This is a genomic window from Candidatus Solirubrobacter pratensis (assembly GCF_000425945.1).
GTDB lineage: Bacteria > Actinomycetota > Thermoleophilia > Solirubrobacterales > Solirubrobacteraceae > Solirubrobacter > Solirubrobacter pratensis.
Genome location: NZ_KE384481.1, coordinates 112,276 through 127,941, shown reverse-complemented (window position 1 = coordinate 127,941; position 15,666 = coordinate 112,276). Strand labels below are relative to the sequence as shown.

Annotated in this window: 5 protein-coding genes; 4 read left to right on the top strand and 1 reads right to left on the bottom strand. The window is 73.3% G+C overall.

What is annotated here, in order from left to right:
• The first annotated feature begins 25 nt into the window (after window positions 1-25).
• From H958_RS0130155 to H958_RS0130140, 4 genes are read left to right on the top strand one after another with little or no spacing between them, the layout of a single operon-like run.
• A complete protein-coding gene (locus tag H958_RS0130155) occupies window positions 26-6,433 on the top strand; it encodes a PKD domain-containing protein (RefSeq protein ID WP_156028410.1) in 6,408 nt (2,135 codons plus the stop codon).
• Entirely contained in the window at window positions 6,430-9,417 is a 2,988-nt protein-coding gene (locus H958_RS0130150; RefSeq protein ID WP_028061390.1) for an Ig-like domain-containing protein, read from the top strand. Before H958_RS0130155 ends, H958_RS0130150 begins: the two co-directional genes overlap by 4 nt.
• Window positions 9,417-12,674, top strand: coding sequence for an Ig-like domain-containing protein (locus tag H958_RS0130145; RefSeq protein WP_028061389.1), 3,258 nt, complete (start codon window positions 9,417-9,419; stop codon window positions 12,672-12,674). Before H958_RS0130150 ends, H958_RS0130145 begins: the two co-directional genes overlap by 1 nt.
• The gene (locus tag H958_RS0130140; RefSeq protein WP_028061388.1) at window positions 12,671-15,124 is read left to right on the top strand and encodes a lipase/acyltransferase domain-containing protein; all 2,454 of its coding nucleotides are present in this window, start codon (window positions 12,671-12,673) and stop codon (window positions 15,122-15,124) included. Before H958_RS0130145 ends, H958_RS0130140 begins: the two co-directional genes overlap by 4 nt.
• Here the strand turns inward: H958_RS0130140 and H958_RS0130135 are convergent.
• Window positions 15,095-15,664 carry a hypothetical protein gene (locus H958_RS0130135; protein ID WP_028061387.1) on the bottom strand — a complete coding sequence of 190 codons (570 nt, stop codon included), beginning with the start codon at window positions 15,662-15,664 and terminating at the stop codon, window positions 15,095-15,097. The genes H958_RS0130140 and H958_RS0130135 overlap by 30 nt on opposite strands.
• Between the last annotated feature and the right edge of the window lie 2 nt (window positions 15,665-15,666).

Sequence of the window (15,666 nt, the reverse complement as noted above, 5' to 3'; positions counted from 1 at the left end):
AACGCGGGCCCATGAGGATCGCGCCGTGCTTCACGGACGACTCACTTCACGACGGCTCGCGCGCATCACGGGCCTCTCCCTGCTCGCGGCGCTGCTGCTCGCCGCCGCGCTCAGCCCGGTCGCCGCCCGGGCCGCCTTCCCCGGCCAGGACGGCCGCCTCGCCTACATCGACCACAACAACGACATCCGCGTCGCGCTGCCGGACGGCAGCGGCGATCGGGTCGTCTACGCGAGCACCGGCCTCGACGCATGGGACCAGTACGAACCGAGGAGCGTCGCGGTCTCGCCCGACGGTGAGCGGATCGCGTTCGCCGCCACGTACACGTGCGACGGCTGCGCGGAGCACGACCGCGCCCGGCTGGCCGTGATGAGCGCCGACGGCGGGCGGCCGATCGTCGTCTTCGAGGACGAGGAGGATCGCGGACCGCATTTCCTCTCGAGCGCGGCATGGTCGCCCGACGGCAAGCGCCTCGCATTCGCCGGCACCGACGACGAGGGCGAGCAGCACCTCTACGTCGTCGCGGTGAGCGGCGGCACGCCGCAGCGGCTCACCCTGTCCGACGAGGTCAGCTTCCCCGCGGCTCCGGCCTGGTCGCCGGACGGCACGCGGATCGCCTTCGACGCCAACGCCGACGCCGGCGACGAGGTCGTCCGCCGGATCTTCGTGACGCCGGCCGACGGCGGCGGCGCCTTCCCGCTCACGACCGGCCTCGCCGACGCGGAGGCGCCCGCGTGGTCGCCCGACGGCAACCGCATCGCCTACGTCAAGACGCCCGCCGAAGGGCGCGAGCACGCGCAGGTCGGCGCGCGCCCCGCGACGGGCGGCGCGGAGGACCTGCTGTACCGCGACCCGCGGGATGAGCAGGCGACGTATGTCACCGGGACGCCCGCGTGGTCGCCCTCCGGCCGGCGCATCGCCGTGATGGTCGACGTGCCGGGAGGCACCGACTACTGGTGCGGCGGCGAGATCCGCATCAAGGACGTCGACGCGGCCGGCCTCGGGACGCGCGGGCTCTGCCTGGAGGCCGGTGGCAAGGAGCAGCTCGACTGGGGCGTGCGCGCGCAGCCCGGCGAGACGCGGCTCGTGAGCCGAGCGCACGACTCCGAGCTGCGCGGCGGCGACGGCGACACCGACGCGGCGGTGCTCGCCCGCGGCGGCCGCTACGCCTTCTACTCCACGCGCGCGACGGACGTGCTCGCCCAGTTCGCCGCCGACACCAACGGCGCGTCCGACGTCTTCCGGCGCGACATCGCGTCCGGCGAGATCGCGCTGGTCTCAGGCGACGACGACAAGACCGCCGACGGCGCCTCCGACACGCCCGTCGCGAGCCCCGACGGCCGCTTCGTCGCGTTCCGCTCGACCGCGCGCAACCTGATCGCCGGGTTCGAAGGCGGCGACGCCGCCGTCTACCTGCGCGACATGACCAGCGGCGACATCGCGCTCGTCTCGCGCCACCTGGGCAAGCCGAAGCTCGGCACCGAGGGCGATGCCGAGCCGCTCGCGATCTCCGACGACGGCCGCTACGTGCTCTTCGCGACCGACGCGACCGACGTCCTGCCGAACCAGGACGAGACGAAGCGCCGCCATCTCTACCGCTTCGACCGCCAGACCGGCGCGACCGTCGTGGTCGACGCCGGCGCCGACGCGCCCGCTGGTGAGGCGCGCATGAGCGGGAACGGCCGCTACGTCGCGTTCGCGTCCGGCGCGAGCACGCTCGTGCCGGACTGGGCCGACCACAACGGCGCCGCGCCGAGCCTGTTCCGGCGGGATCTCGAGACCGGCGCGACCGTCCTCGTCGACGGCGCGGAGGGCAGCCCGTCCGATTCGACGGCCGGCGAGACCGGCTCGAGCCTGCGCGGCTTCAGCGCCGACGGCGCCACCGTGCTGTTCGCGACCGATGCCCCGGACGCCGTCTCCGAGTTCGCCGACCGCAACGGCGCCGCACCGGACCTCTACCTGCGCCGCCCGGCCGAGCCGGCCGCGCACCTCGTCAGCGCCCAGCACGGATCGCCGCGCATGGGCGCCGAGGGCAGCGTCCTCACCACGGCCGCGCTGAGCGCCGACGGCACCGTCGTGGCCTTCACGAGCGATCAGGAGTGGCTGTCCGAGAGCTTCAACGATGCCAACGGGCGCGGCGCCGCGGGCACCGACGTATGGGTGCGCCGGTTCGGCGCCCAGCCCGAGACGCAGGCGACGCTCGTGAGCGTCGGCGGCAAGGGCTCGTCCTGGACCGGCGACGCCGCGAGCGCGCTGGAAGCGCTGTCCGCCGACGGCCGCTACGCGGTGGTGCGCTCGTCCGCGAGCGATCTGGGCGTCCCGGCGGCGCGCCACGGCCACGATGTGCTGTACCGGGTCGAGCTCACCGGTCACGACGTCTCGCTCGTCAGCGAGCGTGCCGGCGACGGGCCCGAGCAGGAGGTCGTGGACGGCGCGATCAGCGGCGACGGCCAGACCGTCGCCTACCGCACCGACGCCGACAACCTGCTCGACGGCTTCCTCGACGCCAACGACCAGGGCTCCGACGCCTTCGCGTGGGTCGACCACACGATCAGCGACGCCGACGTGATCGCGCCCGACATCACGATCCGCAACCCCGTCGAGGGCGGCATCTACCGCAAGGACCGCATCTACGAGGCCCAGTTCACGTGCCGCGATGTCGGCGGCTCGGGCCTGGATCAATGCGTCGGCAGCGCCGGCGCGGGGGCGCCGATCGACACCGACACGGTCGGCCGGAAGGAGTTCACGGTCACCGCGACCGACCGCGCCGGCAACACGACGACGCGGACCGTCGTGTATCGGGTCGCGCTCGCCAACGACCACCTGCGCCTCGTCAGCGGCGAGGGCGGCGTGTCGAACGCGCAGGGCAGCCGCGCCGCGGTCCTCGGCGGCGACTACGTGGCGTACGAGTCCGCGGGCAAGGTCTACCGGCGCAACCTGCGCACTGGCGCGACGGAGCACGTCGCCGACGGCACCGACCCGCGGATCAGCGCCGACGGGCGCTACGTCGCGCTGCGCTCCACCGTCACCGAGGACGGCGTGACCAGGCCCGCGCTCGTCGTGCGCGACGTGCAGGAGAAGTCGACCCGCGTCGTGCACGTCGGCGAGGCCGCCGAGCACGCCATCTCGCGCGACGGCTCGACCGTCGTCTACACCGCCGGCGGCGCCGTCTACCGCGAGGGCGCGAAGCTCGCCGCCGACGCCGCGCACCCGCAGGTCTCGGCCGACGGCACGCGCGTGCTGTACCTCTCCAGCGGCCACCTCTACTGGAACGACGCCGGCGCGACCCGGCTCGTCGACCACGCGTGGGGCAAGGCCGACCCGGCCGGCGGCGCCGCGACCGGCGGCCTGCTCTCGGCCGACGGCGCGACCGTGCTGTTCGGCAGCACCGCGCCGAACGTCGCGGAGGCCTATCACGGCGAGGGCGAGCAGCTCTACCGGATCGACATGACGGCCGGCGGCGCGACGCTCGTGACCTCGGCGCACGACGATCCGGCCGCCGGCACCGGCGGCCACATCGCCACCGCCCGCCTGAGCGGCGATGGCGCCACCGCCACCTGGCAGAGCGCCGCCGACGACGTGATCGCGGGGTTCGCCGACCACAACGGCGTCGCCGGCGAGGATTTGTACGCCCGCAGGCGGAACGAGCCCGCCCGCCTCGTCGCCCACGGCGACACGCCGCAGGACGGCGTCCCTACGCACCCCACCGTGCAGGCGATCGACGACGAGGGCCGCTTCGTGCTCTACGGCCTGTGGGAGCTCGACGCCGACAGCGAGCCGGACGACCCGCGCGGCGACCTGCGCCGCACCGACCTGCTGCGCGACCGCGTCTCGGCCGTGGCGTCGTCGCCGCTGGCCGGCCTGTTCGGCGTCTCGATGAGCGCCGACGGCCGCCGGATCGCGTTCGACACGACCTCCGCCAACATGATCGACGACTTCGCCGACGGCAACGGCGACGAGTCCGGCGACGTCTACGACTGGTTCGACAAGCCGCCGGTCGCCGACGCGTCGGCGCGCATCACGGGTCCGCTCGCGCTCGCGTTCGACGGCTCCGGCTCGACCGACTCCGACGGCGAGATCCTGACCTATCGCTGGGACTTCGGCGATGGGGAGGGCTCGAACGAGATCAAGCCGAGCCACATGTACGCCGACGAGGGCAGCTTCGTCGTCAAGCTCACCGTCGAGGACGACGGCTCCAACGCGGTCACCTACGAGCGCGAGGTCGTCGCGATCAAGGGCGTCCTGACGGCCGGGACGCAGCCGCTCGACTTCCTCGGCGTCGACAAGAACCTGCGCTGCAGCGCGGTGCGTGGCAAGGAGCTGTTCGCCGCCGGCGGCGGCGCCTGCGGCACGTTCGTCGCGCTCGGCGGCAAGGTCTACGGCCCGCCGGAGCACGTCGATGGCGTCACGCCGTACACGCCGGTCCGCCAGGACGTGTCGCAGGACGGCGATCTTGCGACGCTGGTGACGGTCGTCGCGCTCGGCGACACCGGCGTCCAGGTCCGCCAGACCGACCAGTACGTCGCCGGTGCCGCCTGGTATCGGACCGACGTCGCGCTCGTCAACGGCGGCGACGCCGCGCGCGACGCGATCGTGTACCGCGCCGCCCGCTGCAAGCCGGGCCATCCGGTGCACGACGCCGGCACGGCGATGGCGGGCTGCGACGTCACCGGCACGGTCGCGGCGCTGCTGCCGCTCACCCCGGGCGCGCGCCACCAGGCCGGCGGCGACGTGCTCGCCCGGCTCGGGCAGCCGCTGGACGACACCTGCGCCTGCGACGCGACCGACCCGGAGCCGGCGATCGGCTGGGCCGTCGGCGTGCCTGCGCACGGCGAGGCGACGCGCGGCTCGCTCGGCGCCTTCGGCCCTGACGGCACGATCCCGCTGACGGTCAGGCTCGAGCCCGACAAGGCCGAGGTGCAGCCGCTCGACCAGAACGGCTTCACCGTCACCGTCCGCAACGCCAACGGCGTCGCGCGCGACGCCGGCCCGATCGTCGCCGACTCCGGCGCCGCGTGGGACTACGACGCGGGCTCGACGACCGGCCTCACGACCGCCGACCCGGTGGCGGGGAAGTGGGACGGGCCGTTCAGCATCGCCGGCCACGGCATGGGCGAGCTGCACTTCGGCATCACCCACCGCAACGGCGAGCGGGTCGCGATCACGACGGCGACCGCCGCGCCCGCCGCGGGCGTGACCTCGACCGGCATCGCCGACCTCGGCGAGACCACGGCCTCGGTGACGGCGCGCCCGATCGAGGGCGCCAAGCCGAACACGGCGATCTACGGCGGCCCGACCGGCCCCACCAACGGGCCGGAGCCGCGCCTGGAGCTGGTGGCCTCCAAGGACCACGGGATCACGTACGAGTGCCGCTTCGTCCCCGCCGCGTGGGAGGCGTGCGACAGCGACTTCCGCCCGGGCCCGCTGGCCGACCGGACGTATCAGCTCGAGGTGCGGGCGGTGGACGCGTTCGGCGCCGACGAGACGCCCGCCACGCGGACGTTCACCGTCGACACGGTCGCGCCCAACACCGTGATCGCGTCCGGGCCGAAGCAGGTCACCAACGTCAACCGCGCGGGCTTCGCGCTGCGCGCCGGCGAGCCCGGCTCGCGCTTCGAGTGCCGGCTGGACGACGGCGCCTGGACGCCGTGTACGTCGCCGTGGACGACCGACGCGCTGGCGGACGGGGAGCACCGCTTCCAGGCGCGCGCGATCGACGCCGCGGACAACGTCGACCCGTCGCCCGCCGTGTGGACGTTCCGCGTCGACACCGCGCCGCCGGTGACGGTGATCGACGGCGTCACCGGGCGCGTGGTGCGGCCGAGCGGCGCCGCCTCGGCGGCGGCGGCCGGCGGCTCCGCGCTGGCGCTCGGGACCGACGGCGCGGCGGCGCTGGCCGTCTCCTGCCCGGCGTCCGGCCCCGCCTGCAACGGCACGGTCGGGCTGGCGATGGAGAGGGTGAGGGCCGGCATCGCCAAGGTGGTGCCGCGCGACGCGATCACGCTCGCCCGCACGCCCTTCTCGGCTCAGCCCGGCGAGACCGTGACCGTCCGCCTCGAGCTGCCGCAGGCGACGCGCAACCAGGTGGAGCGGGTCGGCCGAATGGCCGTGTTCCCGACGCTCGACCTCGGCGGCGGACCGGTCCGCGGCGACGACGTCGTCCTCATCCCCGATCCGCGCACCGCTCGCCTGCTGGACGCGGGTCGCGAGCTGAAGGTCGTCAAGGGCGCGGTCACGCTGCGCCTGAAGTGCGCGGCGAAGTGCATGGGCAAGGTCGCCCTCGCGGGCCGCAGCGCGAAGTTCTCCGGCCGGACCATGAAGGTCCGGATCCGGGTCGGCGGCAAGCGCGGAACGCAGTCCGTGCGCGTCACCACCAAGCCGGCGCTGACCAAGCGCCTGACCGTGACCCTGAGGGCAAAGGAGGTCCGTCGATGATCGCGCAGCTGGCGGCGGCGATCGCCATCCTGGCCGGGCCTTCCGGCCTGACCAACGACCCGACGCCGACGTTCGCGGTGTCCGGCGACGGCGCGCTGCAGTGCCGCGTCGATGACGCCGCGTGGCAGGCGTGCGCAGACGAGTTCACGGCGCCGGAGCTGACCGACGGCGGGCACCTGTTCCGCGTTCGCGACGCGTCGGGCGCGAGCGCGTTCCGCTCCTTCACCGTCGACACCGTCGCCCCGCAGGTGACGATCGACGGCGCCGATGACGCGAAGGTCGACGCGACCACCGCCTCGGTGACGTTCTCCTCGCCGGAGCCCGGCGTCGAGCTCAGGTGCGCCCAGGACAGCGGCGAGCCGCAGCCGTGCACGTCGCCGTGGAGCACGCCCGACCTGCCCAACGGGCAGTACTCGGTCGTCGTGCGCGCGACCGACGGCGCCGGCAACACGGGCACCGCCACGCGGCTGGTCAAGCTCGCCGCCTCGCCGCCGGAGACGTCGCTCGACGGGCCGGAGGGCGCGATCAAGGAGCGTTCGCCCACCTATGCCGTGTCCTCCAGCCGCGCGCGCTCGACGTTTCAGTGCAAGATCGACGACGGCGAGTGGGCCACCTGTGGCGAGGCCTACACGACACCGGCGTTGGAGCCGGGCGCGCACACGATCCAGGCGCGCGCCACCGACGCGGGCGGCAACGTGGACCCGACGCCCGCAGGCCGCGACGTGGAGGTGCGCGACTGCACCTCCAAGCTCGAGATCGGGGCGGTGACCGCGATCGCCGACTGCTTCGTCAAGCAGGACGGCAAGTACGTCTCGGACAACGGGACGATGAAGGTCAACGGCATCACCTTCAACGCCTACAAGGGCCAGCAGCTCGCGATCGACGTGGCCAAGCGCAAGCTCGTGTTCGGCAGGACGCAGCTGCGGATCGGAGGCATCGTCCTCTACAAGGGCGGGCTGAACTGGTCGATTCCCGAGGGCGACCGCGTCACGCTCGCCAACCTCAACCTCTCGACCTTCTCCAAGGAGGACGAGAAGCCCGCCGACAGCGAGGCGGCGCTCGACCTGGAAGGCGACGACGGCGCCGACGTGCAGGGCTTCCCGCTCACCGGCACCGCGAAGCTGGAGCTGGCCAAGGGCGGCAAGACGATCCTCACCGGCACCGTCGAGCTGCCGAAGCTGCTCAGCGACGCCGAGGGCCACGGCCTCACCGGCACCGTCACGCTGACCGCCGACAACGACCGCGGAATCCAGCTCGGCGGCATCACCGTCAAAGCGCCGCTGGCGTTCGTCGGCAAGGTCGAGGTCCACAACTTCTTCGCCACCTACAACGGCGAGCGCAACAACGACGCCAAGCCGTCGTGCAACCAGGGCTCGCCGGGCCTGAAGTGGGACGGCGGCGCCGAGAAGATCGTCCTCCCGACGCCGGACAAGCTGACGATCACGCAGGTGGGCCTCGGCTTTGCCGACCGAGGCTTCAACTACGCCAAGGGCGTGCTGACGGCAGCCGGCGAGGGCGTCTCGATCGGCGCCGGCATCAAGGTGCAGAAGATCGACATCGCGGTCTGCGCGGGCCCGCCCGCGAAGGTCGAGGGCCGGATCGCGCTGACCGCGCTGCCGGGGGACAAGGGCCCGGGGCTGAAGATCCCGAACGCCGGCGTCCTCTACGAGGAGGGCGAGAAGGCGACCGATCCGTGGACGCTGAAGGTCCTCGCGCCGGAGGCCGAGCTCAATGTCGGCAAGCCGCTCAAGTTCACGAACGTGCGCGTCGGCTACTCATCGTCGGGCACGGTCGACTTCGGCGGCCGCGTGAACTTCTCGCTCGGGCTGAAGGGGCCGGTGCCGGGCGGCGACCTCGACGCGGCGGTCACCGTCGACGCGGGCGTCGACGGGTGGTTCACGAGCGACCGCTTCAACGCCGACTTCGACGCGACCGGCTGCTTCGCCGGCAAGTTCACGGTGGCCGACACGCTGCCGATCTCGTTCAGCGACATCTGCCCGAAGGTCAAGGGCGTCGTCTCGACGTACGGCATGGCGATCTGCGGCGGCCTGGCCTTCAAGGGCAAGGACCTCGGCTACGTCGGCGCGGGTTACAAGTGGGGCGACGACCTGAAGGTCTTCGCCGGGGCCTGCGATCTCAAGCCGTGGCGGGCGGTCGCGAGCGCCTCCGCCGTGGGCGAGCGGGTCGTGCGCGTCGAGGGCGGCCAGCGTGCCGTCCTGGTCTCGGCGCGCGGCATCGGCCACGCGCCGAAGGTCGGCCTGCGCGGGCCGGGCGGCAGGGGCGACTCCCTGACCTGGACCAACGACGCCCTCGACACCACCTACGTGCTGCTCGTGCACCCGCGCGGCGGCCGCTGGACGGTGACCGGGGAGCCGGTCGTGGAGCTCAAGACGGCGGGCATGCGCCCGGCGCCGAAGGTGTCGGCGAGGCTGCGCGGCAAGCGCCTGAGCTACCGCGTCGCCGCGGTGAAGGGCCAGCGCGTGACGTTCGAGGAGCGCGGCCGTGGCGTCTCGCGCTCGATCGCGACGGCGACCCGCAGCGGCAGCGTGACGTTCACGCCGTCGCGCGGCCCCGGCGGGCGCCGCCGCATCGTCGCGCTCGTCGAGCAGGACGGCCTGCCGCGCAAGCGGATCACCGTCGCGACGTTCAAGGCGCGCGGGGCCGCGCGCCCAGGGACGCCCCGGGGCGTGAAGGTCGAGGTGCGCGCGTTGGGCGGGGCGAAGACGCGCGCGGGCGCGGCTCGGGCGGGCATCGCCGCCGCGGCCAAGGGCGCCACCATCACCTGGCGGCCCGCCAAGGGCGCGGCCCGTTACGGCGTGCGCGTCGCCCTCGAGGATGGCCGCCGCCTGTTCTTCCTGCGCGACGCGGACGATCGCGTCGTGCGCGTCCCGGACGCCCGCGGAGTGGTGGCGGTCCGGGTGGTCGGGCTGCGCGCGGACAACGTCGCGGGTCCGGCGGCAATCACGAGCGGAAGGAACCGCTGATGCGCATCCTGATGGCCACCGTCGCCGCCGTCCTGGCACTCGCCTCGCCCGCGTTCGCGGCCGACGGGACCGACGTCACCGGCGGCCCGAGCGGCACCACGACCGACGCGACGCCGACGTTCACGTTCCGCGGCGAGCCGGGCGCGAGCTTCGAGTGCAAGGTCGCCCCGGTCAGTGACTGGAAGCCGTGCGCGTCGCCGTACAGCATCCAGCTCGCCGACGGCGACTACGTCTTCTCGGTCCGCGCGACCGACGAGGCCGGCAACGTCGAGACGGACCCGCCGTCGCGCGGGTTCACCGTCGACACGGCGTTCATCGACACGACGCTCGAGTCCGGCCCGGACGGCCTGACGAGCGACACGACCCCGTCGTTCACGTTCTCCTCGACGACGACGGGCTCGACGTTCGAGTGCCGCATCGACGGCCCGAGCAGCTCCGTGCCCACCTACACCGGCTGCTCCTCGCCGTTCACCGCGCCCACGCTGCGCTCCGGCGACTACGTGCTCAGGGTGCGCGCGAAGAGCCCCGAGGGCCGGCTGGACTCCACGCCCTCCGAGCGCGCCTTCAAGGTCGACGCCGACGCACCCGACACGCAGATCGCCGACGGGCCGGCGGCCGGCGGTGAGACCCCGGACACCGAGCCGACGTTCGCCTTCTCGGCCTCCGAGCCGAGCACGACCTACGAGTGCCGCTTCGACAACACGACCAAGGAGAACGTCGACCTCAAGGCGTGGACCGACTGCGCCCAGAGCTGGAAGGCGCCGAAGCTGGCCGGCGGCCAGCACACGCTCGAGGTGCGCGCGACCGACCCGGCCGGCAATACCGACCGCTCGCCCGCCACGCGATCGTTCACGGTCCGCGACTGCGAGCGCGTCGTGCGCTTCGGAGTGATCGAGGCGACCGGCGACTGCCTGGCCAACATCGGCACGCAGGACGCCGCGATCTACGAGTCGAACGCGCCGATCAGGCTCAACGGCCTGCCGATCCCGACGATCGGCGGCTCCAAGACGATCCTGCGCGCGCCGACGCCCGACAAGAAGGGCGGCGAGCTCGAGGTCCAGAACGCCAAGATCGTCATCTCCGGCGTCACCGTCTACACGGGCGGCCTGAAGTGGGAGCTGCCCGAGGGCGGCGCCGGCGACGAGAAGGAGCTCAAGAAGGTCGACCTCTCCGGCGCCGGCCAGAAGCTGTTCGGCATGAAGGTCGAGGGCTACGCGGCGCTGCGGCTGCGGCGCCCTCCGACCGAGGGCGGCGCCTACCGCTCTGTCTTCGCGCTGCACATCGCGCTGCCCGAGGTGTTCAAGTCCGGCCCCGACAGCGGCGCGGGCGGCGTCACCGGCGACGTGGCGATCAATGTCGACAACGATGGCGTCCACGTCGACGGCATCAAGATCCAGGTCAACAACGCCTACATCGGCAAGCTCGGCGTCAAGTCGGTCTGCCTCAGCTTCGCCGCGGCCGGCTCCAGCGCCGTCGCGCCCTGCCAGGCGCCGAGCATCGGCCCGGGCAAGCCGCAGCCGTACCTCGAGTGCCGCTCCGACAACCTCGAGGACCGCTGGGACGGCGCGATCGCGATCGTGCTGCCGACCGCGTCCAAGACCGAGCTCGGCATGTGGGGCGGCCTGCGCGCCGGCCGGCTCAGCCACGCCGGCGCCTACGTCGACCGCCTCGGCACGGCCGTGCCCCTGGCGCCCGGCATCTTCCTCGAGAGCGTGCGCCTCGGCGTCTGCCTCGAGCCGCCGCCGTTCCAGGTCAAGGGCGGCGCGGCGATCGCGCTCGGCCCGAGCGTCAACGGCGTCGCGGCCGTCCGCATCGACGCCGACATGCACTACTCGGACGCATGGAACGGCACGCCCTGGTTCATCCGCGCCGACGGCCGGCTGAGCCTGTTCGACAAGCAGGTCGCGAGCTCGTACTTCACGTACTGGGGCTCGGGGCTGATCGAGTTCGGCATGGAGGGCGGGATCGAGTTCGGCGACTCCGCGCGCATCCTCGGCAAGCTCGACGGCTGGGTCGAGACGCGCAGCCCGTCGCGCTTCAACGTCCAGGGCGACCTGGAGGTGTGCGTCGACTGGCTCGCGTGCCTCGAGGGCCACGCCGTCGCGTCGACGATCGGCGCCGCCGCGTGCGTCTCGGTGAAGGTCGTCTCGATCCCCATGCTGGTCAAGGACAAGGACTGGCACGTGTGGGCCCCGTGGCGCATGCACTGGGAGATGCGGCCTGTGAAGGTGTCAGGCGGCGCCGGCTACACGTGGGCCAACCGCGACCTCGACCTGATGGTCGGCTCGTGCTCGATCGGCAAGTGGGTGCTCGCGCGCAGCGCGCAGGCGCCTGGCGGCGTGCAGGTCGTCGCCATCCCGGCGGATCAGCCCGCGGCGACGTTCCGCGTCCACGGCGACGGCGCGCCGCCGAAGTTCGACCTCGTCGGCCCGCACGGCCGGCGCATCGCGGTGCCCGACCGCGCCGGCGGCGAGATCGTCAAGGGGTCGCACATGATCGCCGAGCGCCCGAGCGAGAACACCACCACGGTATTCGTGGCCTCCCCGGCGGCGGGCGAGTGGCGCGTCGAGCCGCGTGCCGGCTCGGCGCGCATCACCGAGGTCGAGCACGCGCTCGCGCAGCCGGAGCCGGCGATCGGCGCGGGCGTGACCGGCACGGGCTACAAGCGCACGCTGGGCTACGCGTTCGCGCCGCAGCCCGGTCAGAAGGTCACGTTCGTCGAGCGCGGGCCGAAGACGGCGCACGTGCTCGGTGTGGCCAAGGACGGCCGCTGCAAGCAGGCTGTGAAGGGCGAGCGCAAGGTCGCCTGCGGCAAGCTGAAGTTCGCGCCCGCCCGCGGCGGCGCGGGCCGGCGCGAGATCGTCGCGATGGTGCAGCAGGACGGCCGGCCGCGGGCCGAGGTCACGGTCGCGACATACGTCGCGCCGAAGGACCGCTCGCTGGGCGCGCCGCGGCTGCTGCGCGCCCGCCGCGCCGGCGGGCGCCTGCTCGTGCGCTGGCAGGCGGTCGCCGGGGCGAGCGGGTACAACGCGGTGGTCACGACCTCGGACGGGCGGCGGCTCACGTTCTCGCCGCGCCGGACCGGGCTGCGCGTGCCCGCCGGGCGCGACACGACGGTGCGCGTCGCCGTCCGCGGGCTGCGCGCCGACAACAGCGTGGGCCGCGCGGCCCGGGTGCGCGTGAAGGCGACGCGCCGCCCGAACCTCGCCCCGCACAAGTCCAAGCCCATCAAGATCAAGAAGGGAGGCCGTCGATGAGGCGCGCCGTGATCGCGCTCGCCGCTGCGGCGGCCCTGCTCGGGGCCGCCCCGGCGGCGCACGCTCGCACCGACGACCTGTCCAAGCCGGTGCTGCTCGTCGCGGGGCCGGAGCGCGGCTCGTGCGGCGCCTTCGACGACCTGTCGGCGTTCCTCGCCGAGTACACGATCCGGTCGGGCTCCGAGCGGCTCGGGCCGGTGCCGGGGATGGAGACGATCGGCTTCGGCGCCGACTGCTCGCACCGGTTGGACGGCGCTCGGGCCGCCGAGGGCCTCGCGACCTACATCGCCGAGCACTACAAGGGCAAGCCGGTCGACGTCGTCGCTGAAGGCGGCGGCGGCCTCGTGATCCGCTCGGCGTTGCACCAGCGGCCGTCGCTGAAGGTCGAGGACGTCGTGACGCTCGGGACCGATCACGCGGGCTCGACCGCGGCGGCGAACCCGCAGGGCGCCGGAGGCACCGACTGGTCGCTGGTCGGCTCCGACGCCGACACCGTCGTGCCTGCCGAGCGGGCCGTCGGCATGGAGGCCGCGCACAAGACCGTCTACGCCGGGCTCTCGCACGACCAGCTCCTCTCCGACGTCTCGCAGGCGCTGGACGCCAAGGTGCGCTACTCGCACGGCGGCCAGGACTGGGTGCAGGCGAACAAGGCCGCCCACCCGGCCGTGCGCGTCGCGCGCAGCCTCGCGTTCGGCTTCGGCGACGGCGACCAGACGTGCGGCCTGGCGGCGACCCAGCCCGACCAGTGCGGTGTCACCCCGGTGATCATGGTGCCGGGCTTCGGCGCCTCGGTGCTGGAGTGCACGACGCCGTTCGGCATCGGCAACCTGTGGCCGAGCGCGATCACCAACAACGCGCAGTTCTACGAGATGGCGCTGGGACGTGAGGGCGTCAGCCCGCTCTACGACCACGCGTGCGCGAAGTCCTCCGGCCCGTCCGGCGCGGTGCTGCAGGAGGCCGCCGGCCAGGACATCCATAAGGCCTCATGGGCCTGGATCCAGCGCATCGCGGCCGGCCACGCGTACCAGTTCGGCTGGGACTTCCGCAAGGGCCCGGACCAGTCGATCGAGCGGCTCGACCAGCTGATCGACAAGGTGCGCGCGCTACACGGCGTCTCGAAGGTGGCGATCGTCAGCCACTCCTACGGCGGGCTGCTCTCGCGCTGGTACATCGACGACCCGGACCGCGCGCAGAAGGTCGCCCGCGTGGCGAACTTCGGCTCGCCGTGGTGGGGCGCGCCGAAGGCGTGGTTCGCGATGGCCTACGGCTACGAGACGCCCGACCCGACGCCGGGCCTCGACTGGGCGGTCAATAACGACATCTTCCGCGTCTTCACGCGCAACCTCGCCGGCCTGTACTACCTGTTCCCGCCGCAGGCATGGTTCGAGCACGCGCCCGAGCTGCTGCGGAGCTGGCTCGAGATCGACGAGAAGCCGGTCACGAGCGTCGCGCAGGCGGTCGACGCGATCCGCGCGTTCGGCGGCAACGGCGCGTTGGCGACGACGATCGCGCGCAACCATGCCGAGCACATCGACGGCTTCAAGCGCAACGGCGTGGACTGGCGGACGTTCATCGGCTCCGGCCTGCCGACGCTCGGCCACGTGCGCGCGTGGAGCGGCTCGGACCGCGTGCAGTACTCGTGGGTCAATGGCGACGGCACCGTGCCGCTGTTCTCGCAGCGCCAGTCGGCGCGCAAGGGCGACCCGCAGTTGGGTGCGAAGGTCCCGACGTACAACTTCTGCAACACCAGGCACATGGGCGAGATGGAGAGCGACGTGCTGCAGCAGGCGACGCAGGGGTTCATCACCGACGGCCGCGATCCCGCCTATGGCGCCGGACTGTGGGCCAATCCGTGCCCGCTGAACGCGTCGCAGTTCGTCGTCACCAAGGACGAGGACGCGAAGTCGGTGGCGATCTCCAAGCAGGCCGAGGCCTATGCGGGCGCCGCGCGCGTCCGTGCCCGCGCCGCGGCCGCGCCGATGACGCTGGACGAGGCCGAGAAGGCCGGCCTGGTCGACGTGATCCGCGAGCCGGACCGCACGGTCTTCGTCACCACCACGACGGAGCCGCTGACCGTCCACGCGGCGGGAACGGGGCAGCTCGAGGTGACGCCGCTGATCGGCGACGCGAAGACCGGCGCGGCGAAGCTCTACGACCTCGCGCCGGCGGGCGTGGACGTCAGCGCCGCCGGCTCGCGCAGCGCGTCGAGCGCGCCGGCGCGGGCCGCCGACCGGCGAGCGCCGCGGACGAAGGCGAAGCTGCGCCGCGGGAAGCTGACGCTGCGCGCGCGCGACGCCTCGCGCGTGGCCGTCACGATGGTCCGCGTCGGCGGCCGCAAGGCGCGCCCGTACAAGCGGCCGCTGCGGCTCGGCCACGCGAAGGTGCGCTACTGGTCCGTCGACGAATGGGGCAACGCCGAGTCAGTGCGGGTGGTCGCCGCTGCCCGTTGACGCGGGCGGGCGCGACTCCTCGGCGAGCGACGTGATGGTGAGGCCGCCTCGCGCGGCCTCCTCCAGCACCGACGTCGCCTCGTCGTTCGAGCGCGCGTAGAGCTCGACCAGCAGGTGCACGACGATCTGGTCGTCCTCGTGCTTGTGGAAGCGCACGTGCGTGAAGAACTCGCGCGTCCCGTGGTCGCCGAACGCGGCGTAGGCGAGCGAGTCGGCGGCCTCGGGGCCCGAGCACGTCTCGACCGCGTCGGCTTCGACGGTCACGGTGCACGACGCCACCCAGGGCGTACCGGCGACCATGCGCTCCCAGCGGTCCTCGACCGGCTCGATGCGGTCGTTGTGGAAGACCAGATGCGGCTGGTCGTGCATGCAATCCAGGCACTGCACCACGGCTTCCTGCAACTCATCGACGACATCCGCGCGCTTCCCGGTGACCGGGTCGATGCGGTGGATGCCCTCGTAGTGGACCTGGACCTCCAGGTCCTGCGACCAGCAGCGGTAGCAGCGCAGCCAGGACTTGATCGGGGCTGCGGCGGACATGT